Below are 23573 nucleotides of genomic sequence, written 5' to 3'. Positions count from 1 at the left end.
GTGTCTAAAAGGCTCGGCAAATTCTTCCATTTACAAAATCGCAAGCGGAGGTGGTGCAGGGTGCGGATGGGTGAGTTAAATGAGGTGGGTTTATGACCTATGATGTGCTGGGGCCGGGGGCCCTTGATTATCAGCCGTGTCGGTATGCCAATTCCAAGCTTGTGTTCCGGGGGCCGCAACGCAATCTGCAAGAGCCCTATATTGCCTTTCTGGGCGGGACAAAGACATATGGCAGGTTCATCGAAAGGCCCTTTCCCGCATTGGTCGAGGAGGGGCTGCGCAAGCCCTGCGTGAATTTCGGTCTGCCCAATGCGGGCATTGATGCTTTCACGCTTGATCCCTTTGTCATTGACGCGGCAGCGCGGGCCGATGCGGTTGTGGTGCAGGTCATGGGCGCACAGAACATGTCAAACCGGTTCTACACGGTCCATCCGCGCCGGAACGACCGGTTCGTGGCGCCGTCACCCCTGTTGCAAACCATCTATCCAGAGGTGGATTTTGCGGATTTCCATTTTACCAGGCACATGCTGGGGCACCTTCATCAGGTGTCGCCGGAACGGTTCGCGGCGGTCCGCAGGGAGTTGCAACGCGCCTGGATTGCGCGGATGAAACTGCTGTTGGGCCATGCCGGAAGGAAGTGCGTTCTGCTCTGGTTTTCCGACCATGTCCCGGCAGAGGATGACGGCGACGGCATGGAGCGCTGCGGTGCCGGTCCCTTGTTCGTCACCCGCATGATGCTGGAGCAGGTCGCAGCGGATGCGACCGATCTGGTCGAAGTGGTCGCCTCTGCCGCTGCGGTACAGAAGGGGACAGGGGGGATGATCTTCAGCCCGTTGGAGGAGATGGCGGCGGCGCAAATGCTCGGGCCACAGGCACATGAGGAATGTGCCGCCAGATTGATCGGGAAAATCGGTTCTCTTTGACACAGAAAGGCCCGCCAGTGGCGGGCCTTTGAGCGTTCCGAAATGGCCAGCCTGGCTGGCTGGTCAGATCACAGTTTTCCCAACAGTTCCGGCACAGCCTCAAAGAGGTCGGCAACCAGACCGTAATCGGCGACCTGGAAGATCGGGGCTTCTTCGTCCTTGTTGATCGCAACGATGATCTTCGAATCCTTCATCCCCGCAAGGTGCTGGATCGCACCGGAGATGCCGACCGCCACATAAAGCTCGGGCGCGACCACCTTGCCGGTCTGGCCAACCTGCCAGTCGTTCGGGGCATAGCCCGAATCGACCGCTGCACGGGACGCGCCAACGGCGGCGCCCAGTTTGTCGGCCAGTTGCTCGATCAGCTTGAAGTCTTCTTCCGAGCCGACACCACGGCCACCCGACACAACGATCCCGGCCGAGGTCAGCTCGGGGCGGTCGCTGGCGGCAACCTTGTCTTCGACCCAGGACGAAAGGCCGGGATCAGCCGCTGCGCCCACCGTCTCGACCGGGGCAGAGCCGCCGGTCCCGGCCGCATCGAAGGTCGATGTACGGAAGGTGATGACCTTCTTGGCGTCTTTCGACTTCACGGTCTGGACCGCGTTGCCTGCATAGATCGGGCGTTCGAACGTGTCGCCATCCACAACGCCGGAAGCGTCCGAGATGATCATCACGTCCAGCAGCGCCGCAACGCGGGGCATCACGTTCTTTGCGTCGGTGGTGGCGGGGGCGACGATGTGCTCGTAATCGCCGGCCAGCGACACGATCAGCGCCGCCGTGGATTCCGCCAGACGGTGACCCAGCGTTGCATCCTCGGCGACCAGCACCTTGGACACGCCGTCGATTTTCGCGGCGGACTCACCCGCGGCAGCAGCAGAGCCGCCCGCGCAGAGAATGGTCACGTCACCAAGAGATTTGGCGGCGGTCACAGTCTTGGCGGTGGCGTCCATTGCCAGTTCGCCATTGTTGACCTCGGCAAGAAGCAGAACAGCCATTACACAACTCCCTTTTCTTTGAGCTTCGCCACCAGCGTGTCCACATCGGGCACGATTTCCCCCGCTGCGCGGGCCTCGGGCTCTTCTGTCTTCAGAATTTCAAGCCGGTTGGCGACTTCGACCCCGTAGTCGGCAGGTGTCTTCTCATCCAGCGGCTTTTTCTTGGCCTTCATGATGTTGGGCAGCGAGGCATAGCGCGGCTCGTTCAGACGCAGGTCAACCGTCACCACGGTGGGCATGGTCACCTTGATGGTCTGCAGCCCGCCGTCCACTTCGCGCGTCACAACCGCATGGTCGCCGTCAATCGAGACTTCGGAGGCAAAGCTGGCCTGCGACCAGCCCAGCAGCGCCGAGAGCATCTGGCCGGTGGCGTTCATGTCGTTGTCGATCGCCTGCTTGCCGCAGAGCACCAGGCCCGGCTGCTCTTCGTCCACGATCGCCTTGAGGATCTTGGCAACGGTCAGCGGTTCGATGTCCTGATGCACGTCGTCGGTCGCAACCACCAGGATCGCCCGGTCCGCACCCATCGCCAGCGCCGTGCGCAGGGTTTCCTGCGCCTGCTTCACACCGATGGAAACAACGACGATCTCTTCCGCATCACCCGCTTCCTTCAGGCGGATCGCCTGTTCGACCGAAATCTCGTCAAACGGGTTCATCGACATCTTCACGTTGGCAAGATCAACACCGCTGCCATCCGATTTCACGCGGACTTTCACGTTATAGTCAATCACGCGTTTGACAGGCACCAATACCTTCATGTGCGTTCTTCTCCTTGGTTGCTGCACACCCACATAGGGCGGGCGATGGAATTGTCTCGTGCTGGTTTAGCGAAACCTCAAGGGGCGAAACAGGGAAAAATCGGCATTTTCCGCAGTGAAGACGCCGCGTTCTGACCTGTTAGCGCTGGCAATGGGTCGCTCGGGTCCTAGTCCCGGTTGGCGCCCGGCACCCACAGCACGTCATCCTTGCCACCGTTGTTCGCCATCCGTGCGGCGACAAAGAACCAGTCGCTGAGCCGGTTGAGGTACTTTACCGCCGCGCTGTTCACGTCGCCCTGCTCTGCCAGCAGAACGGTCAGACGCTCCGCCCGGCGGGCAACGGTGCGGCAAACGTGCAGATGAGCCGCCAGCTTGCTGCCACCGGGCAGGACAAAGCTGCGCAGCGGTTCCAGCTCGGCATTCATCACGTCGATTTCCTGCTCCAGCCGGTCGACCTGGGCCGCGGTCATCCGCAGGGGCGGGTATTCGGCCTTGTCGTCCGATGCCATGTCCGGCCTGCACAGGTCGGCACCCAGGTCAAAGAGATCGTTCTGAATGCGGCTGAGCGCCTTGTCGGTCTGGCCTTTCGCCTCAAGCCGCGCCACGCCGACAAAGCAGTTCAGCTCGTCGCAGGTGCCATAGGCTTCCACCCGGTCGCTGTGCTTTGCAACACGGTCGCCATTGCCCAGTGCGGTTGTTCCGGCATCGCCGGTGCGGGTATAGATCTTGTTGAGGACAACCATCAGTCCGCTCCTCCGCGTAGCCAGACGAAGCCCAGGATCAGCAGGACCGCGATGAACTGCGCGAGAATCCGCAAGCGCATCAGCTTGTTCGCGTTGCGCTTGTTGAATTCGCCGCCACCGGCAAAGCCGCCAAGGCCGATCAACAGGACAACTGCAACAGCCACAACAGACAGAAGCACAACGATGAACAGAGGGTCTTCAAACATGATCATTCCCTTTCCCTGGGTCGGGATGTAGCGGCGATGGCCTTGAACGCAACCTTTATCCTGCCCCCATCACCCGGTCCAGCAGGGCGGTGGGCAGCAGGCGGCGCAGCATCCCCGCCAGATAGGTCGGAGTCGTGACATAGTATCGCGCCTGGGGGCGGGTGGCTTCACAGGCATGGATCAGGCGCTTCAGAACCGCTTCCGGCCCCAGTTCGAAACGATCCGGCCCGGACGATTCGTAGAGCCGTTTCAGCAGGCTGCCACGGTATTGTTCGGCGCGGGGCGAGGCCTCCCAATCAATCCAGCGTTCGAAATGCGGGATCGAATTGACCCGGATCTTCGAGGTCACGGGCCCGGGCTCGATCAGGCAGATGTGCAGGCCGGTGCCGCGCATTTCAAGGCGCAGGGAATCGGTCAGCCCTTCCAGTGCGAATTTCGTCGCACTATAGGCGCCGCGCCAGGGAATTGTGACCATGCCCAGCACGGAAGAACATTGCACGATCCTTCCTTGACCCTGTGTCCGCATCACCGGGATGACCGCGCGCGTCAATGTATGCCAGCCAAAGAAATTGGTTTCGAAGATGCTGCGCAACCCCTCGGTCGGCAGGTCCTCCACCGCGCCGGGCAGGGCGAATGCACCGTTATTGAAAAGCGCGTCCAGCGTGCCGCCGGTTGCGGCAAGTACCTCGTCCAGTGCTGCGCGGATGCTGTCCTCATCCGCGTAGTCAAGGCGCGGAGACTCGAACCCGGCGGCAATCAGGCGGTTGCAATCTGCCTGTTTGCGGCAACTGGCAAAGACCCGCCAGCCGCGCGCCCGCATGCCATGGGCGCAGGCTTCGCCGATGCCGCTGGAACAGCCGGTAATCAGGATGGAACGTGCCGACATGAAAAGGCCCCCGTGGTGGAGGCCTTTCTTCGCGCGGGTCGGATGCTTTGGCAAGCCGGGGTCAGCCCCCGGTCAAAAGGAAATCCGCCATCCAGCCTTCGGGGCCGCCATCGAGCGGCTGCATCTTCACCCAGCCATCGCCGTTGTCCAGAACGACGCGTACGGCGTCACCTTCGGCAAGTTTTGTCACAACGCCGAAATTGGTGCCGGGCCCGCCCCGCACGTTCACACGGTTGCCCGAGACAATGCGAATGTCGCCTTCGGTGCTCGAATAGGATGCGGTGGTCAAACCATCGTTGGGGTTGATCAGGCTGGGGATGATCGCGGGTGTATCGGCGCTGGATGTCAGGCTGCCGACGTTCTGCGGCACAGCGCTGTCATCTGCAGATACGGCGGCATCGGTCACTTCGGGATCGACAGAACCGCTGTTTTCCAGAATGTCGCTGATGGCGGTCAAATTCAGAGAAACCCGGGTCACGCTGTTGTCATCAGGGGCGTTCAGGGGCGGATCGGTGTCAACGAAAGCGGTTTCGGTGCCGGGCTGTTCGGCAGTACTGGTGACGACCGTCTGCTCCTGCACCTGCGGCGCCGGGTTCATGCGTGCGATCTGAACGCTGCGCGGTTCAAAGTCCGCTCCGCCGCTCATTTCGTAGAAAGCCCAACCCAAAAAACCGAAACTCAATAAAATAAATCGCTTCATGACGCTCCCCAATGTACACGAGTTACAACACTAACACATAAGTCACGCGTTTAGGTTCCCTAGTTGAAAAATATTCCGGAGGGACCGGGGAAAAAGCAAAATTCGGTCCCCCGTGGCGCAACTGCCGCAATGCGGTAAAATGCGGCCATTCCAGCGCTTGCCGCCCAAGCGCCCCTTGGATAGAAAGCCCTCCATGTCAGATGTAACCGACCCCCCTCAGGCGGACCCGAACAATGTGTCCGAACCGCTGCGCCGCGCACTTGGCGACAGGTATCTGACCTATGCGCTCAGCACGATCATGCACCGCGCGCTGCCCGACGCGCGGGACGGGCTGAAACCGGTTCACCGCCGTATCCTTTTTGCGATGCGCGAGTTGCGGCTGTCCTCGACCGGCGGATTCCGCAAGTCGGCCAAGATCTCGGGCGACGTGATGGGCAACTATCACCCGCACGGCGATGCCGCGATCTATGACGCGATGGCGCGTCTGGCGCAGGATTTCAACGTGCGCTACCCGCTGGTCGACGGGCAGGGCAACTTTGGCAACATCGACGGCGATAACCCCGCCGCCAGCCGTTATACCGAGGCGCGGATGACCGCCGTTGCCGAGGCGATGCTGGAGGGGTTGAACGAGAACGCTGTCGATTTTCGCGAGAATTACGACGGCACGCTGACCGAACCGGCGGTATTGCCCGCGCAGTTCCCGAACCTGCTGGCCAACGGGTCCAGCGGGATCGCTGTGGGCATGGCCACGAATATTCCGCCGCATAACATCGCTGAGCTTTGCGATGCCTGCATTCACATGATCAAGGTGCCCGATTGCCGGGATGATACCCTGCTCAACTTTGTGCCCGGCCCGGATTTCCCCACCGGGGGCGTCATCGTGGAACCGGCCGAGAATATTGCGCAGGCCTACCGCACCGGCAAGGGCGGCTTTCGCCTGCGCTGCCGCTGGGAAGTGGAAGACCTGGGCCGGGGTCAATGGCAGATCGTGGTCACGGAAATTCCCTATCAGGTCCAGAAATCCAAGCTGATCGAAAAGATCGCCGAGCTGATCCAGGCCAAGAAGATCCCGATTCTGGGTGATGTCCGCGACGAATCCGCCGACGACGTGCGCCTGATCATCGAGCCGCGCTCGCGCTCCGTGGATCCGGATGTGCTGATGGGGATGCTGTTCCGCAACTCCGATCTGGAAGTGCGGTTTTCGCTGAACATGAACGTGCTGATTGATGGCGTGACGCCAAAGGTCTGCAGCATGAAGGAAGTGCTGCGGGCCTTCCTGGATCACCGCCGGGAAGTGCTGCAGCGCCGGTCCGCGCACCGGATGGAAAAGATCGACCATCGGCTTGAGGTTCTGGAAGGGTTCATCGTTGCCTTCCTCAACCTGGATCGCGTGATCGACATCATCCGCTATGACGAAGACCCCAAGGCCGCGCTCATGCGTGAGGACTGGGGCAAGGACCACGTCCGCGCGATGGACGAAAAGGACTATGTCAGCCCCGCCCCGGGCGAGGGCGAATTGTCCGAAGTGCAGGTCGATGCGATCCTGAACATGCGCCTGCGCTCCTTGCGGCGGCTGGAAGAGCTGGAGCTGCTGCGCGAGCAATCCGAACTGATGGAAGAACGCGCCGGGCTGGAGGATCTGCTGGAAAGCGAAGACCTGCAGTGGGACAGCATCACCGAACAGCTGCGTGCCACCAAGAAGCAATTTGGCAAGGACTGGATCATTGACGGCGTCGATTGCGGACAGCGGCGCACCACTTTTGCCGAGGCAGGCGTGGTGGAGGACGTGCCGATCGAGGCCATGATCGACCGCGAGCCGATCACCGTTGTCTGTTCCGAAATGGGTTGGATCAGGGCGATGACCGGCCATATCGACCTGACCCGCGAATTGAAATTCAAGGACGGCGACGGCCCCCGGTTCATATTCCACGCCGAAACCACCGACCGGCTGCTGGTCTTTGGGTCAAACGGGCGGTTCTACACGATCTCTGCGGCCAATCTTCCCGGCGGGCGTGGCATGGGCGAACCCCTGCGTCTGATGGTGGACCTGCCCAACGAGGTGCGCATCGTCGATCTGTTCATTCACCAGCCCGACCGCAAACTGCTGGTCGCCTCGACCGCAGGCGACGGGTTTGTCGTGCCGGAAGCGGATGTCGTGGCGCAGACGCGGAGCGGCAAGCAGGTGCTGAACGTGCGGGGCGATGTGAAGGCGCTGGTGTGCAGGCCCGTCACGGGCGACCGTGTCGCGGTGGTGGGCGAGAACCGCAAGGTGCTTGTGTTCGGTCTGGACGAATTGCCCGAGATGGGCCGGGGCAAGGGCGTGCGGCTGCAGAAGTACAAGGACGGCGGCATGTCCGACGCCACCACCTTTGACGGTGCCACGGGCCTGACCTGGCTTGACCCCGCTGGCCGCACCCGGACAGAGATCGAATTGACCGAGTGGACCGGCAAACGGGCCTCCGCCGGTCGGATGGCACCGCGCGGCTTCCCCCGTGACAACAAGTTCACCTGATCCGGGCTGCCTGGCATGAGCGATACCGCTGTGCCAGACAGCCCCTGGGCCGCCCCACCGCAGGCAGCACCTGCGCAGCTGCAGCCGGATGGCATGCAGGTTGAATTCACCGGCAGGCGATGGCCGCTGTTCTGGCTGGCGCTCAAGACCGGTTTCTTCACCATCCTCACCCTGGGGTTCTACCGCTTCTGGATGAAAACGCGGCTGCGGCGCTGGTACTGGTCCGCGATCCGGCCCGGCGGGCATCCGTTGGAATACGTGGGCGACCCGCTGGAAAAGCTGCTGGGTTTTTTCATCGCGGTTGTGGTGCTGACATTTTACATCGGCATCGTGAACCTGCTGCTGATGTTCGTCAGCTTTTCGGTCTTCAATTCCTCCTGGCTGGGATATCTCGCCAGTTTCGCAGGGGTCATCCCGATCTGGTTCTACGCCCGTTACCGCGCCCGGCGCTATGTGCTGGCCCGGACCCGCTGGCGCGGGGTTCGCTTTGGCCTTGAGAAAGGGGCTTGGGGCTATGCCGGGCGGGCGCTGGTGCATTGGGCGGTCACGATCCTGACGCTGGGCATTCTCTGGCCCCGGATGACCTTCGCGCTGGAGAAATACCGCACCGACCGGACGTTCTTTGGATCCGCCCGGCTGGTTCAGCAGGGACGCTGGCAAATGCTCTACCGTGCGGCGCTGCCCTTTATCGCGGTGGTGATCGCGGGTATGGCACTGGCCCTGTGGATATTGGTGATTGACCCGATCACCCCGGATCTGCTGTCCAATCCGGGCTCCCTGCCGTCGCGGTTTGTGACAGCGCTGCAACTTGGCCGCTGGCCGCTTGGCTGGGAAAGTCCGGAGCGGCTGTGGGCGGTTCCGGTCCTCATGGCGGGGCTGGTCTACGGTGCGATACATTACCGGTGGGTGGCCAAGCGTATCATGGCAAACCACAAGGCCGCCTATGGCGTGACCTTTGCCTCGCGCCTGCAGGGGCCGCGCATCGCGATGATCTATACGCTGGGCACCTTCATCTCCTACCTGGTGCTGGTGCTGGGCATCGCCTTGTTGGTGGTGCTGAGCATTGCCATGTATGGCCCGACTGCCTGGCTGGAAGGGGCCAATGCTGCCGGGCTTGGCGGGTTAGGCAACCTGCCGCGCTGGTTGTCCTTTGGTATCCTCGGGGTGATCTACCTGTCGGTCTTCCTGCTGTGGGGGGTGTTGCACAATACCTTCGTCACCTTTCCGATCATGCGTCATATGGCGCGGACGACAACCCTGCCGACAACAGCGGGCCTGCAGGCGATCAGCCAGCGCGACCGCGATGCCTTTGCCGAGGCCGAAGGCTTTGCCGAAGCGCTGGATCTGGGGGCCGCGATATGAGCATCGGGTTTGACGCCATGGGGGCGGCCTTTTTCGAAGGTGACAGGCCGGTGGCCGAGGAGGTCAGCCTGCATATCGCTTCGGGCATCCTCCAGATCGGGCTGGATGACGGGCGCATTCTACGCTGGCCCGTGGGGGATGTGCGGCAATTGCCGGATACGGCTGGAAAAGGTGGCGCAGTGCTGTGGCTGAAGGGTGACCCGCTCGCGCGGCTTTTCGTGACCGACGCCAGCCTGCTGACACATCTGCCGAACCGGTTGCGCCGCACGCCGCCAAAGGGCCGCGGCCGGCTGGCCGCCTGGGCGCTGGCGGCAGTTGCGGCAGTGGCCCTGCAGATTGGTGTTCTGGTTCCACTGCTGGCCGACAACATGGCGGCCTATATCCCGCCCGCGGGGGAACGGGCGCTGGGCGAGGCGACATTCGGCCATATCCGTGAGGCGCTGGACGATACCGGCCTGAACCCGGTGCCGCTGTGCGAGGCCCCCGAAGGCGTGGCCGCGCTGGAGCGGCTGGTGGCCCGCCTGGACGCGCCGACAAATGGCGTGCCGCAGATCAATGTCGCGGTACTGGATCACCCGATGGTCAATGCCTTTGCGCTGCCGGGCGGCTTTGTCGTGCTGTTTCGCGGGCTGATCGAGGCGGCTGAAAGCCCCGATGAGGTCGCGGCGGTGCTGGCCCATGAGATCGGCCATGTGGTCAGCCGTGACCCCACCCGCCATGCCTTGCGGTCTGCCGGGTCCATCGGTGTGCTGGGATTGCTGTTTGGCGATTTCGCCGGCGGTGCGGCGGTATTGTTCCTGACGGAGCGGCTGATCGCCGCGCAATATTCCCAGGAGGCCGAGGCGGGTGCGGACAGTTTTGCCCATGACGTGCTGGCGCGCGCCGGTATCAGCCCCGGTGCATTGGGTGACATGTTCGAGAGCTTTCGCCGCAAGTATGGGGACCGCGACGGCGTGGCGGCGCATTTCCTGAGCCATCCAGCCTTGGGTGCCCGCATCGAAGCGGCGCGGGCGGCAGTCGAGGCGGGAGCCGCGTATGACCCGGCGCTGAGCGCGGAGGATTGGGCCGCCCTGCGCACAATCTGCGAATGAGGCCTGGTCGGCCCAGAGCCTAGGTCGTGTTGACATTCATTGTCGCCCACCCGCGCGAGACGGATTTTTCCGCTGGCGCCCTGATGAGCGCGCAGCAATGTGATCATTGGAAGCGAACATCCGGGATGGCAGAGGCAAAATCCGCCGCGCCCCGCAGGGGTTTCGCCAAAATTGCCCATTTCTACGTTCCAGCGTCCCGCCTTTATTTTAAGGCAGATCACCTCGCCAATGTCCCGAGAGCGCGTAGCGCGTCAGGGTATTGGCGCTTCAATTTCAAGGCGGGGCGCGCAAAGAGAGCTTGAAATAGCTGGCTATTCCTGCGCTCTCTTGCCTGGAACTGAGCAATTTTGGACTGAAACGGGTGGGCGGCAATGAATGTCAACACGACCTAGAACGCCGCCTCGACCTCTTTCATCAGCGGATGGGTCAGCCCGATCTTGCGAAACGTGTCAAAATCCTGCTGGACGACTTCTTCCCATGGATCGCCGTCAATCTCTGCGCCCCGCCCGGCAAGAAAGATTTCTTTCGCAGCGTCCGTCTCTTCCTGAAACATCAGCGCATAGGCCAGATGGGCGGCAACGCGGCGGTTGTCGGGTGCTGCCTCAAGCGCCTCCCGTGCCAGGGTTTCGGCCTTGTCCAGCCGCGAAAACAGCACATCCCCGAAAGAGACAATTGCCGCCTGTCTGGCAAAGAGATCACCGGCCACCCGCAGGTCATCGGCCAGATCGCTGTCTTGCGGAAAGGCCGCCACAAGGCTGCGCGCATGATCCAGCATCTCGCGATAGCCTTCCAGGGCGGCGTCATAGTCTTTGCTTTCTTCCTGAAGGGCGGCAATTTCATACAGGCTGCCCGTGACGGCGCGCCGGGTGCCGGGATCGCCGGGCAGCAGCGCTGCCGCGCGCCTGCGCCAGTCCAGCGCCTTTGCGTGATTTTGCCGGGCGCTGTCCGGATCATCCGTCTGATTGGCGTGGGTTCCCAGGCTGAAGAACACCATGCCAAGGTCGCTGGCATATGTCGGATTGTCGGGCTGTGCTGACGCCAGCGTGGCAAAGATTTCGCCCGCCGCCTCAAACTGCGTTTTTGCGGCCTCGGGATCGACCATGAGTTCGGCGAGCTGTGCCAGGCGCATTTCGACCTTGCCCAGTTCATATTGCCACTGCAGGTTGATGGGCGAGATCAGAACGAGGCGCTGAATCGTGCGACGCCCCTGCTCAAAATAGGCTTTTGCCGCCGCGTATTCTCCGGCCTTCTGGTCCGCCGTGCCCGCATCGAACAGGCTGATCGCCAGATCGTGCTGCCAGCCTTCATTCAATGGGTCGCCTTGCGCCAGGGCCCGCGCCAGGTCGAGGCGCTGTTCGAGATAGGTCCGGCTTTGATCGGCATCGCCCTCAGCCCGTGCAATAGCGGCCAGAGCCTCCAGCAGGACTGCGGTTTCATGTTTGAACGCGGCATTCTCAGGGGCCAGCCCAACAAGGGTTTCGCGTATTTCGAGCGCCTGTTCCAGCAGGTCCCGGGCCGCAGCGGGCGTGTCGCGTGCCTGAGCAAGGCCGGCCAGCGATTTCAGGCTGTCGGCATATGCGCTCTGCCAGTCCGGATTCGCGGGTTCCCGCTTTAGCAATGCGGCGCGCAGGTCGTGGGCTTGCGTGAACATGTCCTCCGCCGCACTCAGGTCATTCTCGTCCAATGCGCGTTGGCCCAGCTTGTCCAGGATCGCCGCAGTACCCGCCCCATGACGGCCCAGCGAGGGGTCCACATCGTCCAGCGTCAGGGACAGATCAAGTGCTGTTTCGTAGTGCTCCCGCGCTTCCGCAGGGTTTCCTTCGGCCATTGCAAGGTCACCCAGCCGCTCTGTCGTGACCGCGAGGGCATGCTGGCGACCCGTGTGATCGGGTGTTTCCGCAAGCAGTGCCATCTGTTTGTCCCGCGCCCCCTGATAGGCTTTGCGCGAAGATCTGAGGTCGCCGGAGTGGAAGAGCGTGTCGCCGACACGGGTCTGCGTCATGGCCGCAGTTGCCCGCAAGGCGCGGTCGCGGGGAAAGTTCTGCATCAGGTCGCCGTGCAGATCCTGGGCCTGCACCAGAATCCTGCGCCTGGTGTCTGCGGGGAGGGTGGCAGAGGAGAAATCCTGCGCCAGCTCCGATAGCAAGGTGCCAGAGGCCACAGTGGCGCTGCGCAGGGCGGCTTCGGCCATGCGTTCGCCGTCGCGCGCCGCATTGCGCTGGGTCCAGCCCACAATGCCCAGGATGCCGACAACAATCAGGGCCGCGACCGCGCCAAGGGCTGTTCTGCGTTGGCGCCGGGCCGTGGCCCTGCGGCTTTCCAGGATAAAGCGACGCTGTTCGGCCGTCGGTTGCGGCGCGTCTCCTGGTTGCTCTGCCAGCCAGTCCTCGGCGGCGTGCAGTGCCGGCCCGCGCAGGGCCTGCGTGCCGGGCCGCGCCGCCGCAGTCCAGCGATGGGCCAGGGTGGCAAGGCGTGTATGTTCCCTGATCCAGCCGATATCGGTGGCCATGGCCGATCTGATGTTGTCCACCGCAATGGCAAGATCATCGTGGTCGGTTGCATGGATGTAGTTCAATCGCGCCAGTGCTGTCGGCACCGTGCCATCAACATGATCCACCACCACGGGGACGATGCGCTTGTTCAGGCTGTCGGCTAAATCAAATTGCCATGCGCAATCCTCGGAGGCTGCGGACCGGGGGCTGAGGGCAAAGAGGAATATATCGCTGCTGCGGATCAATTCTTCCAGGTGCCTGCGCGATTCCGGCGCGTCCGGGCTGTCTTCGGTGCCATGAAAGACCGTGAGACCGGGCTCATCCGCGAGGCAGGCGCAGAGTGTTTCCACCTTTTCCCGGTCATCGGGGGAATAGGAAATGAAAAGTCTCGTCTCTTCCGACATGTTGCCTGTGCCCGGTTACCCGGGCGCATCTTGCGCCCTGGCCCGGGCGAAAGCCAGCAGTGATCCTGAAACGCGCGCCGCTCAGGTCTTTGCCGGTGCGTTCGCTGGTTTCGCCGTCATCCAGACGCCCCCCTCCGGGCGCAGGGTCAGGATCATCACCGGCTTCGGTTCCCTGCCCGCGACGGCGGTGAATTCGAACCGCGACAGCAGGGTCGCCAGAATGATCACCGCCTCTTGCAGGGCAAAGGAGGCACCGATGCAGATGCGCGGCCCGTCCCCGAAGGGCAGATAGGCATAGCGGTCGATTGCCCTGCGATCGGCAAAGCGTTCGGGGTCGAAACGGTCGGGGTCTTCCCACAGCAGCTCGTTGCGGCCCAGGGCATAGATCGGAATCATCACCGTATCGCCCGGGCGGATCTCCCGGCCGCAAAGCGTATCGCTTTTCTGTGCGGTGCGCGAAATGATCCCGGCGGCGGGGTAAAGGCGCAGGGTTTCGTCGATGATCATGCGGATGTAGGGCAGGTTTTCCACGTCGTCGCCGGTGCAGGCGCGGCCCTGCAATACCTCCTGCACCTCCAGTCGGGCGCGTTCCTGCACCTGCGGATCGAAGCCCAGCAGGTACATGGCCCAGGACAGGGTGAGCGCCGTCGTTTCATGCCCGGCCACGATGAAGGTCAGCAGGTTGTCGCGCAGCTCGGAGGTGGACATCTGTCGCTTCGTCTTGGGGTCGACGCCCTCCAGCAACAGGTCCAGCAGATCCGGCACGCCCTGATGGCCCCGTTTCGCGCGGGCCTCGATGGCGCTGTCGGCCATGGATTTCATTTCCTTCAGCGCGGCACCGGACATGATGCGCCCCGGGCGCGGCACCCAGTCGGGGAAACCCAGGACGTCGAACAGGCTGATCTTGCCCGCTTCGGCGATGTAATCGTCGATGGCACCATGTACCTTGTCGCGGTCAAAGGTATCGCCGCCAGAAAAGGTCACATCGCCGATCACGTCGAATGTGGTTGTGACCATCTCGTCCAGCATGTTGACTGCGCGGGGTCCTGCCGCCTCGATCCGGGCCACCGTGCGTTCGGCGGCAGCGGTCATGATCGGCGAAAGGTTCATCACATTGCGATGGGAAAACACCGGCGCGGCCGCGCGCCGTTGCCAGCGCCAATGGGCACCTTCCGCAATGAACAGGCTTTCGCCGATGGCGGGTTTCAGCAGGTTCTTGGTGACCAGTGACTTGGGGTAATCCTCCAGCCGGTCCAGCAGCACTTCGCGGATTGCACCGGGGTCCATGACCATGTGCCAGCGTTTTCCCGTCTTGCCCGAGACCATGGGCTGTCGCGTGGCGATGTCCGGGATGATGCTGAGCACATTGCGCCGTGCTTCCGAGAGGCTTTTGAAGATGCCCCAGGGTTCTGTGACCAGCGGCACGCGGACGGGCAGGGTGGTGGACATGGGGGAACCTCCTTGGGCCGGTTGACTGATAGATAGGGGGTAGGGCGCCATTCGCCAACGTGGCAATTGATTGCACCGGCGGCAACCATCGGGTATCGCCTGTGAAAGCTTGGTGCTGGAAGAGGTAAACAGATGATCCGCGTACTTGCCGTATTGATGTCCGTGGCATTTCTGACCGCCTGCAATGGCGCGGCAGACCTGAACAAGGCGCCCGTGCCGCTGGGAGACTTCAGTCTCAAGCACAATATCGCGGTGGCCCCGAAGGCCGTGAAAGGCCCCCTGAGCCGCGAAGTCACCAAGGAACAGCTGACCAAGGCGCTGACCGATGCCACCGCGGAACGCTTTGGCCGGTACAACGGCAGCCGCGACTATCACTTCGGGATGAGCGTCGAGGGCTACGTCCTGGCCCAGCCGGGCATTCCGCTGGTGTTCGCGCCAAAGTCGATCCTGATCGTCAACCTCACCGTCTGGGACGACGCGAAGAACCGCAAGCTGAACGAAAAGCCGCATCAGATCACGGTATTCGAATCCTTCGATCAGGGGCCGGTTGTGGGATCGGGCTATACCAAATCTGCGGAAGAGCAGCTCAAGAACCTCAGCCAGAATGCGGCGAAGTCGATCGAAAGCTACCTTGTGAAGCAGAACAAGGAACAGGGCTGGTTCAGTGCAGGCCCCGGTACGGGCGCACCTGTCGCCGAAGAACCCAACGGCTAGGGCAGGGCTGCAAGTCGGTGCGAAGTCGCGCTTGATTTTACTGGCAAGACCCAATACATCGCCCGCCAGATAGGACCGGGCCGATGCGGCCCCTCAATTCAAAAAGGGTGCTACCACCATGGCAAAGGCAAAGTTTGAACGTAACAAGCCGCACGTTAACATCGGCACGATTGGTCACGTTGACCACGGCAAGACAACGCTGACAGCGGCGATCACGAAGTATTTCGGCGACTTCCGTGCGTATGACCAGATCGACGGCGCACCCGAAGAGAAAGCCCGCGGGATCACCATTTCGACCGCGCATGTGGAATACGAGACCGATGCGCGTCACTACGCCCACGTCGACTGCCCCGGCCACGCCGACTACGTCAAGAACATGATCACCGGTGCGGCGCAGATGGACGGCGCGATCCTGGTTGTGAACGCGGCTGACGGCCCGATGCCCCAGACCCGCGAGCACATCCTGCTGGGCCGCCAGGTGGGCATCCCCACCATGGTTGTCTACATGAACAAGGTCGACCAGGTGGACGACGCGGAACTGCTGGAACTGGTGGAAATGGAAATCCGCGAGCTGCTGTCTTCCTACGAATACCCCGGCGACGACATCCCGGTCATCCCCGGCTCCGCGCTGGCGGCGATGGAAGGCCGCGACCCCGAGATCGGCGAGAATTCGATCCGCGCGCTGATGGCTGCGGTTGACGAATGGATCCCGACCCCCGAGCGTGCGGTTGACCAGCCCTTCCTGATGCCGGTCGAGGACGTGTTCTCGATCTCCGGCCGTGGTACGGTTGTGACCGGCCGTGTGGAACGTGGCGTGATCAACGTGGGCGACGAGATCGAGATCGTCGGCATCCGCGACACCAAGAAGACGACCTGCACAGGCGTTGAAATGTTCCGCAAGCTGCTGGACCGTGGTGAAGCGGGCGACAACATCGGCGCGCTGCTGCGTGGTGTGGAGCGTGAAGGCGTCGAGCGTGGCCAGGTGCTGTGCAAGCCGGGTTCCGTGACCCCGCACACCAAGTTCGAAGCCGAAGCCTATATCCTGACCAAGGAAGAGGGTGGCCGTCACACGCCGTTCTTCGCGAACTACCGTCCGCAGTTCTACTTCCGGACCACCGACGTGACCGGCACGGTTCAGCTGAACGAAGGCACCGAGATGGTGATGCCGGGCGACAACGTGTCCTTTGGCGTTGAACTGATCGCGCCGATCGCGATGGAGCAGGGCCTGCGCTTTGCGATCCGCGAAGGCGGCCGCACCGTTGGTGCGGGCGTGGTGTCGAAGATCACCGACTGATCGGGCAGGCGCCCGCAAGGGCGCGCTCCTGAGCACACGAACAGGCAAGGCCGCTCCCACAGGGGGCGGCCTTTGTCGTTGGGGGCGGGCATGAAAGAGGTGGTTCCGTCGTGGGTCACGATTTGTTAAAGTGCAGGTGAAACCGATGGAGGGTGACATGACAACAACCGCGATCTGACCCAATCTTTTCCAGATCAAAGGAGCTGTCATGCCCGATTCACGACCTTTCCCCGCCGCCGACGTCCTGCATCCGGTGCCATTGCCCGATGGCAGCACCCATGCCGGAACGGTTTTTCTTGCCGCCGCAGTGGACCATCCGCGTATTTCGGTCGGCGCCTATACCTATGCAAGCGCCCACCAGCCGCCCGAGGATTGGGCGGCGCATCTTGCACCCTATCTTTACGACTTCAGCCCGGAACGTCTGGTGATCGGGAAATTCTGCCAGATTGCAGATGGTGTCACCTTCATCACCGCGTCGGCAAATCACCGGTACGACGGTATTTCCAGCTTTCCCTTTGCCGTCTTTGGCGGTGGCCCTGCCGAGGGACGGCCTTCGATGCCGGGACCCGGGCCCGATACGGTGATCGGGAATGATGTCTGGATCGGGCAGGGCGCCCGGATCCTGCCGGGGGCGCATCTGGGGGATGGCGTGATTGTCGGTGCCGGTGCGGTGGTCGCAGGGCAGATCCCGCCCTACAGCGTCGTTGCGGGCAACCCTGCCAGGGTCCTGCGCAGGCGCTTCGAGCCGCAGCAGATTGAGGTCTTGTTGCGCCTTGCTTGGTGGGACTGGCCGATTGACAGGATACTGGCGCATGAGGCGCTGATTGTCGGGGGTGACGTCGCCGGGCTGGTGGCGGCGAGCGGCGGTTGAACCGACAGGCCCAAGGGGTGCGACACATCTGCCCTCTATCAAGCGAAAGCCCCCGATGCGGGGGCTTTCGTAGTATTATGATTTGGTCAGCGCTTAGGCGGCGGCCTTGTTGACGCCGCCGTTGGTGGCAATATCCGTCATATGGCGATCGCCGTCATAGGTGTTGTCCAGAAGCTTTTGCAGAATGCCGGCCTCCTCGTCCAGGTTCAGACGGTTGGCAAAGGCGACAAGGGAGCCGTAGCCTGCCAGCGCGTAATGCACCATGCGCTGGTATTGCGTGATGATGACAACGTCTCGTGTCGCGTCATCGGCGAAATCCGCCTTGATCGCATGGGCGCGCGCTTCGGTCACCAGGCCTGCCATGCCCTTGCAGTGCTCGCCTTCGGGGTCGATGTCATGTCTGGCGCAGATCGACTTCAGGTGATCCATGCCTTCGCTGATCCCGTTGGCACCGGCGATCAGGGCTTCGCTCAATTCCTCGTCTGCGGCGGCGCGCCCAAGCTCTGTGGTGGCGTCGAGCGATTGTTTGCAGGCGCTGTAAAGGTCCTGCAGCTGATCGTGGTAAACGTCGTGAAGGTTCTTGAGTGTCATTGCGGTCTCCTTGATTTTGGGGCTCTTGCCCGTGTCAAAGGGTCAACGCCCCGCCCCCGAGGCAGAGTTCCATCGCGATCCGGTGAATTTAGCGGCAATGCGCGCGATGCCCCTTGATCGCGGCGGCATTTGCGACTAGTCGGAAGTCCGGCATAGGGGTTTAGCTCAGTTGGTAGAGCATCGGTCTCCAAAACCGAGGGTCGTGGGTTCGAGTCCCTCAGCCCCTGCCAATCTCCGAAATCAGAATCTATGACCTGTGCGGCGGTCGTTTTTAACCGCTCTCCCGCAATTCCCGTGGAAAATTTTCATGCGATTGCCACGGTGAAGCTGCGGTCGCTGCGGCGCCTGAAAGAACCCTTGCCTCGTTTTTGACATATTCTCGCCAATCAACAGGCTGATTGCGTCAGTATCGAAGCGCGGACTGGCTGAGAGATGCAAAGATGACGACAGCGAACGAAAACATCAAGGAACCATCGGATATCGCTCCACAGGGGCCGGCATCGCCCGCGGTGGCAGAGCTTGACCCGAGCGCCCTTGCCGCGATCCGTGATCTGCTGGCATCGGAGGAACAGGCCCCGCAACCCGTTCCGGAACCGCAGGCCGCCCCGCGGATGGCCCAAAGGCCATTGGCTGCAACAGCGCCGAGCAAGCGTGAATTGCTGGAACAGCAGGCAATCGCGCCGCCGGAGCCGCAGGCCCCTGCCGCCCAGCCCAGGAAGAAATTGGGCCGGGGCAAAAGGGCCAAAGCTGCGCGCCCGCCGCGTTCCGAAGACGGCCGAATCGCGCGTATGAAGGCCGCCGTGCTGGGGTATCGCCCGACACCGCGCCATATCGTGATCGCTGGTGCTGTCCTGATGGTCTTCTTCCGGCCCTGGCTGGTGCTGGGGCTTGCTTTCCTGTCGCTGTTCATTCTCACCGGTATCTTCCTGATCCTCGGCTATGACGGTTTCTGGCGCCGGGCCATGGGGTTTGCACGCTGGTATGCCCGCAGGCATCCGACCCGCGCGGTGGAAATGCACCGCAAGCTCGACAGTTTCGCGATGAAGTGGGATGCAATTCTCGACCGGTTCCCGGAAGGGACCGTCGATGGCCTCTACCTGCCGGACTTCGGCGATCTGGCAGAAGCGGAAAGCCGTCATGACGCCGCCCTGGACCGCCGGTTTTCCGAAATGCGCGAGAGCGAGGTCTGACAGGCCCGCGCGGCAAAGCGATTGGGCCCGGCTGTTACGGCTTGAATCCGCCCGACGCAGCCTTTAGATGCTTCGGGCAGACAAGCGTTAGGATATATCAGATGGCCACCACCAATCCGCTACAGTTCATTCAGCAGGTGCGTGCCGAGGTGGCGAAGGTCGTATGGCCCACCCGGCGCGAGGTGCTGTTGACCACGGTGATGGTGTTCATCCTCGCGGCACTCACAGCCGTGTTTTTCGCGATCGTGGACATCCTGATCCGCGGCGGGCTGCAAAGCATTCTCGGGATGTTCGGCTGAGCGACGCTCTGTCGGAGCTGTGCCGTGAATTCGCAATCCTCCCTTGAAAGACCTGCGCGCGCAGGGTATTGCGCAGGCCTGACCTGACAAGGGCGTGCGGCGATTCGAGTTGCGCGCCGCTTTTTTATTCAGGCTTTTTCAGGTGTGCCCCACGCGGCGCACGAGCGTTACTCAGAAGGCGGCAGATGCCGCGCAAGACAGGGACCAGAGTTCAGATGGCAAAACGGTGGTATTCGGTCAGTGTCCTGTCGAACTTCGAAAAGAAGATCGCCGAGCAGATTCGCACCTCTGTCGAAGAGCAGGGCCTTGAGGACCAGATCGACGAGGTGCTGGTGCCGACCGAAGAGGTGATCGAAGTTCGCCGGGGCAAGAAGGTGACGGCAGAGCGCCGCTTCATGCCCGGCTATGTGCTGGTACACATGGAAATGTCCGACAAGGGCTATCACCTGATCAACTCGATCAACCGCGTTACCGGCTTTCTTGGCCCGCAGGGCCGTCCGATGCCGATGCGCGATGCCGAAGTGCAGGCGATCCTGGGCCGGGTACAGGAAGGCGAAGACGCGCCGCGTACCCTGATTCATTTCGAAGTGGGCGAGAAGGTCAAGGTGGCCGATGGCCCGTTCGAGGATTTCGACGGTATGATCGAAGAGGTCGACGACGAGAACCAGCGCCTGAAGGTCTCTGTGTCGATCTTTGGCCGGGAAACCCCGGTGGAACTGGAATTCACGCAGGTCAACAAGCAGGCCTGAGTGTCGGGGCATCCGCCCTATCATTGTGGGAGGCAAGGGGGCCGCGGCACCCGAACCGGACCACGCAACCAAAAACTCTTGAGACGCGTCTCAAGGGTGTTGAAAGGAGAAGGCCAATGGCCAAGAAACTCGTCGGTACGATGAAGTTGCAAGTCAAGGCGGGGCAAGCCAACCCGTCCCCGCCCGTGGGCCCTGCATTGGGTCAGCGCGGCATCAACATCATGGAATTCTGCAAGGCATTCAACGCCAAGACAGCGGACATGGAGCCCGGTGCGCCGTGCCCGACCGTGATCAGCTATTATCAGGACAAGTCCTTTACCATGGACATCAAGACGCCCCCGGCGTCCTACTACCTGAAAAAGGCTGCCAAGATTAACTCTGGCGCGAAAACGCCCAGCCGTGAAACCGTCGGCACCGTCACGCCCAAGCAGCTGCGCGAGATCGCAGAAGCCAAGGCCGCCGATCTGAGCGCCAATGACGTTGAAGCGGCGATGAAGATCATCCTGGGCTCTGCCCGCTCCATGGGCATCGAGGTGAAGTAAGATGGCAAAGCTTGGAAAACGTACCGCCGCCGCCCGCGAAGCATTCGTCGGCAAGGAAGATGTGACTGTTGAAGAAGCGGTTGCACTGATCAAGAGCAACTCCAAGGTCAAGTTCGACGAGACCATGGAAATCGCCCTGAACCTCGGCGTTGACCCGCGTCATGCGGACCAGATGGTCCGTGGCGTTGTCGGCCTGCCCAACGGCACCGGCAAGACCATGCGCGTTGCCGTGTTCGCCCGTGGCCCCAAGGCAGAAGAAGCCCAGGCCGCCGGAGCGGATATCGTTGGCGCAGAAGACCTGATGGAAACCGTGCAATCCGGCAAGATCGAGTTTGATCGCTGCATCGCCACGCCCGACATGATGCCCATCGTGGGCCGTCTGGGCAAGGTGCTTGGCCCCCGCAACCTGATGCCGAACCCCAAGGTCGGAACCGTGACCATGGACATCAAGGAGGCCGTCGAGGCAGCCAAGGGTGGCCAGGTTCAGTTCAAGGCCGAAAAGGGCGGCGTCGTGCATGCCGGCGTCGGCAAGCTGAGCTTTGATGAGGCCAAGCTGGCTGAAAACATCCGCGCCTTTGTGGGTGCGGTGGCCAAGGCCAAGCCGACAGGCTCCAAGGGCACCTACATGAAGAAGATCAACCTGAGCTCGACAATGGGCCCCGGGATCTCCGTGGCGGTTGACGACGCGATGACCGGTCAGGCCTGATCGGCCTTGAACGGATAACTGATTGGAGAGGGGCGGTGGCAATGTCACCGCCCTTTTTCTTTTAAGACCCGTCCTTTTCCGATCTGTCTGCTGCCGACAGATCGGCACTCAGATGTGACCCAAAGGTCGCGTTTGGGGGCATCCGCGATCTTTGCCCAATTTTTGCCATATTTCCTGCCGATTTCTTCCATCGAAGTAATTTGAAAATCGCGTCAAAAGCGATGAACGAGGCAGTATGCAGTCTGGTAAGTGGTCCGTGGTGGCCATCCTTCGCGAACCCCGCGAAGTCTTGGAGCGGTTTGTCGCATGGCATTTGCATCAGGGCGCGGATCGTATTTTCCTATATTTTGATGATCCGGAAGATCCGGGTATCGCGGCGATGGGCCGCTTTGGCGACCGTGTTGTCGTGACCCGTTGCACAGAGGCTTTCTGGGAAGAATTGGGCGTGCTCGACGCGGTGAATTTCACCAAGCGGCAAAACGCGGCGATCCTGCATGCATACCGGCAGATCAAGGACGGCTGGGTCGCGGTTGTTGATGGGGATGAATTGATGTGGTCCAGGGACCGGCCCCTGTCGGAGGTGTTGGCGTCCCTGCCGGAAAGCGACAGGTCCGTTGTTTTCCGTCCGGTCGAATACGTCAATTTCCCGCAGCAGCCGGACAGGCTTCTGTTTCGCCGTTTCATCGACGGCGATCTGCTGGACAAGGTGTTCGGCATCTTCGCGGTCTACATGAACCGGAACCGCGGCTTTGCCGGGCATGTCACCGGCAAGACCCTGACCCGCGCCGGGCTGGAGGTTTCCCGCGCGCATCCGCATTGGTTTGTCGATGCGCAGGGCAAGCGGATCACTGACGGGTCCAAGACGCTGGACGACGGTTGCGCGCTATTGCATTTCTACTTCCTGAATTACGCAGACTGGCGGCGCAAAGCGGATTTTCGGCTCAAGGCATTCAGGAACGGTCGGCGGGACCTGCTGTTGGCCAAGATGAACCGGCTGGTGAAACTGGGCCGCGAACGAAAGCTGCGGCATCTGTGGAGCCGGTTGCACCAGATCACGCCGGAACAGCATGACACGATGAAAGCGCATGATTTGCTGCTGGAACTGGACATGGACATGAAGGGCATCGTGCACCAGTATTTCGGCGAGGTCGAAGAACACTTGCGCATGGCGGGCTGATCCGGAATACTTCGGAAAAGGCCTGTATCCCTGCTGCGCCGGACCGCGCCAAGCGGTCTGACCGGGCTAAGTGTGCAACTTGCGCATTTGGGGGTTGGAAATCCCCCGTCAACTGTTTATCCCACCCTCAGGTACAAAGCGCGATTCGTCGCGCTTTTGTGCTTTTCGTCCGAGACGGTGGGTGTTGAAGGCTTTTCAACATAATTCCTGCCTGAGACGGGAAACGGCAGATTTTCTTCGGACAGCCCGATGGGCGATCCGCAGCGACGCGTCCGGCCCCCGTAAGGACCCGAAAGTCGGGGCCATCAGTCCCGGCAAAACTGAGCCGGAGGGGCAACCCTCCCTTACTGGAGTGAAACTGTGGATAGAGCACAAAAAGAACAGTTGGTCGACGAGCTCGGCCAGATCTTTGAAAGCTCTGGCGTCGTTGTGGTAGCCCACTACGTCGGTCTGACAGTTGCTGAAATGCAGGACCTTCGCGCGCGTGCTCGTAACGCTGGCGGGGCCGTGCGTGTTGCCAAGAACAGGCTCGCCAAGATCGCCCTTGAGGGTAAGCCATGCGCAAGCATTGCCGACCTTCTGACGGGCATGACCGTTCTGACCTATTCTGAGGATCCCGTGGCTGCGGCCAAGGTTGCTCAGGACTTCGCCAAGGAGAACCAGAAGTTCGTTATCCTTGGCGGTGCAATGGGCGAGAACGCACTCGACGTGGCCGGTGTGGAATCCGTGTCCAAGATGCCTTCGCGGGAGGAGCTTATCTCCACCATCGCGGGCATGCTGGGCGCACCTGCATCGAACATCGCCGGGGCCATTGGCGCACCTGCAAGCAACATTGCATCCATCCTGTCCACGATCGAGGACAAGGCTGCGTAAGCAATTCGTCATATCGGCGTGCTGGTTGAAACAACACGTTGGAACA

At 61.9% G+C, this 23573-nt stretch carries 23 protein-coding genes and 1 tRNA gene; 15 read left to right on the top strand and 9 right to left on the bottom strand.

What is annotated here, in order from left to right:
- Positions 1-92: 92 nt before the first annotated feature.
- A complete protein-coding gene (locus ACWNZ3_RS16335) occupies positions 93-923 on the top strand; it encodes a DUF6473 family protein (RefSeq protein WP_496900591.1) in 831 nt (276 codons plus the stop codon).
- Positions 924-991: 68 nt separating this feature from the next.
- On the opposite strand, the gene ACWNZ3_RS16330 is transcribed toward ACWNZ3_RS16335, so the two are convergent.
- The 6 genes from ACWNZ3_RS16330 to ACWNZ3_RS16305 form a co-directional block, all read right to left on the bottom strand.
- Positions 992-1918: an electron transfer flavoprotein subunit alpha/FixB family protein gene (locus tag ACWNZ3_RS16330; RefSeq protein WP_274575989.1), complete on the bottom strand. Its 927-nt coding sequence runs from the start codon at positions 1916-1918 to the stop codon at positions 992-994.
- Positions 1918-2676: an electron transfer flavoprotein subunit beta/FixA family protein gene (locus tag ACWNZ3_RS16325; protein ID WP_114273641.1), complete on the bottom strand. Its 759-nt coding sequence runs from the start codon at positions 2674-2676 to the stop codon at positions 1918-1920. The genes ACWNZ3_RS16330 and ACWNZ3_RS16325 overlap by 1 nt, the downstream gene beginning before the upstream one ends.
- 167 nt (positions 2677-2843) lie before the next feature.
- Complete coding sequence (locus ACWNZ3_RS16320; protein WP_269367347.1) at positions 2844-3419, bottom strand: cob(I)yrinic acid a,c-diamide adenosyltransferase; 576 nt, start codon at positions 3417-3419, stop codon at positions 2844-2846.
- The gene (locus ACWNZ3_RS16315; RefSeq protein ID WP_114274395.1) at positions 3419-3625 is read right to left on the bottom strand and encodes a twin transmembrane helix small protein; all 207 of its coding nucleotides are present in this window, start codon (positions 3623-3625) and stop codon (positions 3419-3421) included. The genes ACWNZ3_RS16320 and ACWNZ3_RS16315 overlap by 1 nt, the downstream gene beginning before the upstream one ends.
- Before the next feature lie 55 nt (positions 3626-3680).
- A complete protein-coding gene (locus ACWNZ3_RS16310; RefSeq protein WP_496900590.1) occupies positions 3681-4511 on the bottom strand; it encodes an SDR family NAD(P)-dependent oxidoreductase in 831 nt (276 codons plus the stop codon).
- A gap of 61 nt (positions 4512-4572) precedes the next feature.
- On the bottom strand, positions 4573-5157 hold the full coding sequence (locus ACWNZ3_RS16305) for an SH3 domain-containing protein (RefSeq protein WP_496900589.1): 585 nt from the start codon (positions 5155-5157) through the stop codon (positions 4573-4575).
- Positions 5158-5404: 247 nt separating this feature from the next.
- Between ACWNZ3_RS16305 and parC the strand changes: the two genes are divergently transcribed.
- The 3 genes from parC to ACWNZ3_RS16290 all read left to right on the top strand — a co-directional run bounded on the left by parC (position 5405) and on the right by ACWNZ3_RS16290 (position 10176).
- On the top strand, positions 5405-7723 hold the full coding sequence (gene parC, locus ACWNZ3_RS16300; RefSeq protein ID WP_274575986.1) for a DNA topoisomerase IV subunit A: 2319 nt from the start codon (positions 5405-5407) through the stop codon (positions 7721-7723).
- A 93-nt stretch (positions 7724-7816) separates the two neighbouring features.
- Entirely contained in the window at positions 7817-9085 is a 1269-nt protein-coding gene (locus ACWNZ3_RS16295) for a DUF898 family protein (protein ID WP_496901914.1), read from the top strand.
- Positions 9082-10176 carry a M48 family metallopeptidase gene (locus ACWNZ3_RS16290; RefSeq protein ID WP_496900588.1) on the top strand — a complete coding sequence of 365 codons (1095 nt, stop codon included), beginning with the start codon at positions 9082-9084 and terminating at the stop codon, positions 10174-10176. The genes ACWNZ3_RS16295 and ACWNZ3_RS16290 overlap by 4 nt, the downstream gene beginning before the upstream one ends.
- A gap of 388 nt (positions 10177-10564) precedes the next feature.
- Here the strand turns inward: ACWNZ3_RS16290 and ACWNZ3_RS16285 are convergent, their stop codons facing one another.
- Both ACWNZ3_RS16285 and ACWNZ3_RS16280 read right to left on the bottom strand, forming a co-directional pair.
- Positions 10565-13072, bottom strand: coding sequence for a TIR domain-containing protein (locus ACWNZ3_RS16285; protein ID WP_496900587.1), 2508 nt, complete (start codon positions 13070-13072; stop codon positions 10565-10567).
- Positions 13073-13153: 81 nt separating this feature from the next.
- Positions 13154-14521 (bottom strand): cytochrome P450, encoded by a 1368-nt coding sequence (locus ACWNZ3_RS16280; RefSeq protein ID WP_496900586.1) that lies wholly within the window; start codon positions 14519-14521, stop codon positions 13154-13156.
- 132 nt (positions 14522-14653) lie between these two features.
- Here ACWNZ3_RS16280 and ACWNZ3_RS16275 point away from each other — a divergent pair, with 132 nt between their 5' ends.
- From ACWNZ3_RS16275 to ACWNZ3_RS16265, 3 genes are all read left to right on the top strand, one after another.
- On the top strand, positions 14654-15235 hold the full coding sequence (locus ACWNZ3_RS16275) for a hypothetical protein (RefSeq protein WP_274575981.1): 582 nt from the start codon (positions 14654-14656) through the stop codon (positions 15233-15235).
- A 118-nt stretch (positions 15236-15353) separates the two neighbouring features.
- Positions 15354-16529 (top strand): elongation factor Tu, encoded by a 1176-nt coding sequence (gene tuf / locus ACWNZ3_RS16270; protein WP_269365791.1) that lies wholly within the window; start codon positions 15354-15356, stop codon positions 16527-16529.
- A 208-nt stretch (positions 16530-16737) separates the two neighbouring features.
- The gene (locus tag ACWNZ3_RS16265) at positions 16738-17400 is read left to right on the top strand and encodes a CatB-related O-acetyltransferase (protein ID WP_496900585.1); all 663 of its coding nucleotides are present in this window, start codon (positions 16738-16740) and stop codon (positions 17398-17400) included.
- 93 nt (positions 17401-17493) lie between these two features.
- Here ACWNZ3_RS16265 and ACWNZ3_RS16260 read toward each other — a convergent pair whose 3' ends face one another.
- Positions 17494-17991 carry a ferritin-like domain-containing protein gene (locus ACWNZ3_RS16260; RefSeq protein WP_269365793.1) on the bottom strand — a complete coding sequence of 166 codons (498 nt, stop codon included), beginning with the start codon at positions 17989-17991 and terminating at the stop codon, positions 17494-17496.
- A 154-nt stretch (positions 17992-18145) separates the two neighbouring features.
- Between ACWNZ3_RS16260 and ACWNZ3_RS16255 the strand changes: the two genes are divergently transcribed.
- The 8 genes from ACWNZ3_RS16255 to rplJ all read left to right on the top strand — a co-directional run bounded on the left by ACWNZ3_RS16255 (position 18146) and on the right by rplJ (position 23527).
- A tRNA-Trp gene (locus ACWNZ3_RS16255) sits at positions 18146-18221 on the top strand.
- A gap of 210 nt (positions 18222-18431) precedes the next feature.
- Positions 18432-19181 (top strand): hypothetical protein, encoded by a 750-nt coding sequence (locus tag ACWNZ3_RS16250; RefSeq protein ID WP_496900584.1) that lies wholly within the window; start codon positions 18432-18434, stop codon positions 19179-19181.
- A 101-nt stretch (positions 19182-19282) separates the two neighbouring features.
- On the top strand, positions 19283-19480 hold the full coding sequence (secE, locus tag ACWNZ3_RS16245) for a preprotein translocase subunit SecE (protein WP_269365797.1): 198 nt from the start codon (positions 19283-19285) through the stop codon (positions 19478-19480).
- A gap of 215 nt (positions 19481-19695) precedes the next feature.
- The gene (nusG, locus tag ACWNZ3_RS16240; protein WP_269365798.1) at positions 19696-20229 is read left to right on the top strand and encodes a transcription termination/antitermination protein NusG; all 534 of its coding nucleotides are present in this window, start codon (positions 19696-19698) and stop codon (positions 20227-20229) included.
- Between the two features lie 116 nt (positions 20230-20345).
- On the top strand, positions 20346-20771 hold the full coding sequence (gene rplK / locus ACWNZ3_RS16235; RefSeq protein WP_114273627.1) for a 50S ribosomal protein L11: 426 nt from the start codon (positions 20346-20348) through the stop codon (positions 20769-20771).
- Position 20772: 1 nt separating this feature from the next.
- Positions 20773-21477, top strand: coding sequence for a 50S ribosomal protein L1 (rplA, locus tag ACWNZ3_RS16230; protein WP_269365800.1), 705 nt, complete (start codon positions 20773-20775; stop codon positions 21475-21477).
- Between the two features lie 235 nt (positions 21478-21712).
- Positions 21713-22654: a glycosyltransferase family 2 protein gene (locus ACWNZ3_RS16225; protein ID WP_269365803.1), complete on the top strand. Its 942-nt coding sequence runs from the start codon at positions 21713-21715 to the stop codon at positions 22652-22654.
- A gap of 360 nt (positions 22655-23014) precedes the next feature.
- A complete protein-coding gene (gene rplJ, locus ACWNZ3_RS16220) occupies positions 23015-23527 on the top strand; it encodes a 50S ribosomal protein L10 (protein ID WP_114273624.1) in 513 nt (170 codons plus the stop codon).
- Positions 23528-23573 lie beyond the last annotated feature (46 nt).

The organism is Sulfitobacter sp. IGS-18 (genome assembly GCF_059628195.1).
This window is presented reverse-complemented; position numbering and strand designations above follow the sequence as displayed.

Bases quoted from the DNA above. Each gene is read 5' to 3' on its own strand.
- ACWNZ3_RS16335 (WP_496900591.1), top strand. From the start codon at position 93: ATGACCTATGATGTGCTGGGGCCGGGGGCCCTTGATTATCAGCCGTGT.
- ACWNZ3_RS16330 (WP_274575989.1), bottom strand. From the start codon at position 1,918: ATGGCTGTTCTGCTTCTTGCCGAGGTCAACAATGGCGAACTGGCAATG.
- ACWNZ3_RS16325 (WP_114273641.1), bottom strand. From the start codon at position 2,676: ATGAAGGTATTGGTGCCTGTCAAACGCGTGATTGACTATAACGTGAAA.
- ACWNZ3_RS16320 (WP_269367347.1), bottom strand. From the start codon at position 3,419: ATGGTTGTCCTCAACAAGATCTATACCCGCACCGGCGATGCCGGAACA.
- ACWNZ3_RS16315 (WP_114274395.1), bottom strand. From the start codon at position 3,625: ATGTTTGAAGACCCTCTGTTCATCGTTGTGCTTCTGTCTGTTGTGGCT.
- ACWNZ3_RS16310 (WP_496900590.1), bottom strand. From the start codon at position 4,511: ATGTCGGCACGTTCCATCCTGATTACCGGCTGTTCCAGCGGCATCGGC.
- ACWNZ3_RS16305 (WP_496900589.1), bottom strand. From the start codon at position 5,157: ATGAGCGGCGGAGCGGACTTTGAACCGCGCAGCGTTCAGATCGCACGC.
- parC (WP_274575986.1), top strand. From the start codon at position 5,405: ATGTCAGATGTAACCGACCCCCCTCAGGCGGACCCGAACAATGTGTCC.
- ACWNZ3_RS16295 (WP_496901914.1), top strand. From the start codon at position 7,817: ATGCAGGTTGAATTCACCGGCAGGCGATGGCCGCTGTTCTGGCTGGCG.
- ACWNZ3_RS16290 (WP_496900588.1), top strand. From the start codon at position 9,082: ATGAGCATCGGGTTTGACGCCATGGGGGCGGCCTTTTTCGAAGGTGAC.
- ACWNZ3_RS16285 (WP_496900587.1), bottom strand. From the start codon at position 13,072: ATGTCGGAAGAGACGAGACTTTTCATTTCCTATTCCCCCGATGACCGG.
- ACWNZ3_RS16280 (WP_496900586.1), bottom strand. From the start codon at position 14,521: ATGTCCACCACCCTGCCCGTCCGCGTGCCGCTGGTCACAGAACCCTGG.
- ACWNZ3_RS16275 (WP_274575981.1), top strand. From the start codon at position 14,654: ATGATCCGCGTACTTGCCGTATTGATGTCCGTGGCATTTCTGACCGCC.
- tuf (WP_269365791.1), top strand. From the start codon at position 15,354: ATGGCAAAGGCAAAGTTTGAACGTAACAAGCCGCACGTTAACATCGGC.
- ACWNZ3_RS16265 (WP_496900585.1), top strand. From the start codon at position 16,738: ATGCCCGATTCACGACCTTTCCCCGCCGCCGACGTCCTGCATCCGGTG.
- ACWNZ3_RS16260 (WP_269365793.1), bottom strand. From the start codon at position 17,991: ATGACACTCAAGAACCTTCACGACGTTTACCACGATCAGCTGCAGGAC.
- ACWNZ3_RS16250 (WP_496900584.1), top strand. From the start codon at position 18,432: ATGACGACAGCGAACGAAAACATCAAGGAACCATCGGATATCGCTCCA.
- secE (WP_269365797.1), top strand. From the start codon at position 19,283: ATGGCCACCACCAATCCGCTACAGTTCATTCAGCAGGTGCGTGCCGAG.
- nusG (WP_269365798.1), top strand. From the start codon at position 19,696: ATGGCAAAACGGTGGTATTCGGTCAGTGTCCTGTCGAACTTCGAAAAG.
- rplK (WP_114273627.1), top strand. From the start codon at position 20,346: ATGGCCAAGAAACTCGTCGGTACGATGAAGTTGCAAGTCAAGGCGGGG.
- rplA (WP_269365800.1), top strand. From the start codon at position 20,773: ATGGCAAAGCTTGGAAAACGTACCGCCGCCGCCCGCGAAGCATTCGTC.
- ACWNZ3_RS16225 (WP_269365803.1), top strand. From the start codon at position 21,713: ATGCAGTCTGGTAAGTGGTCCGTGGTGGCCATCCTTCGCGAACCCCGC.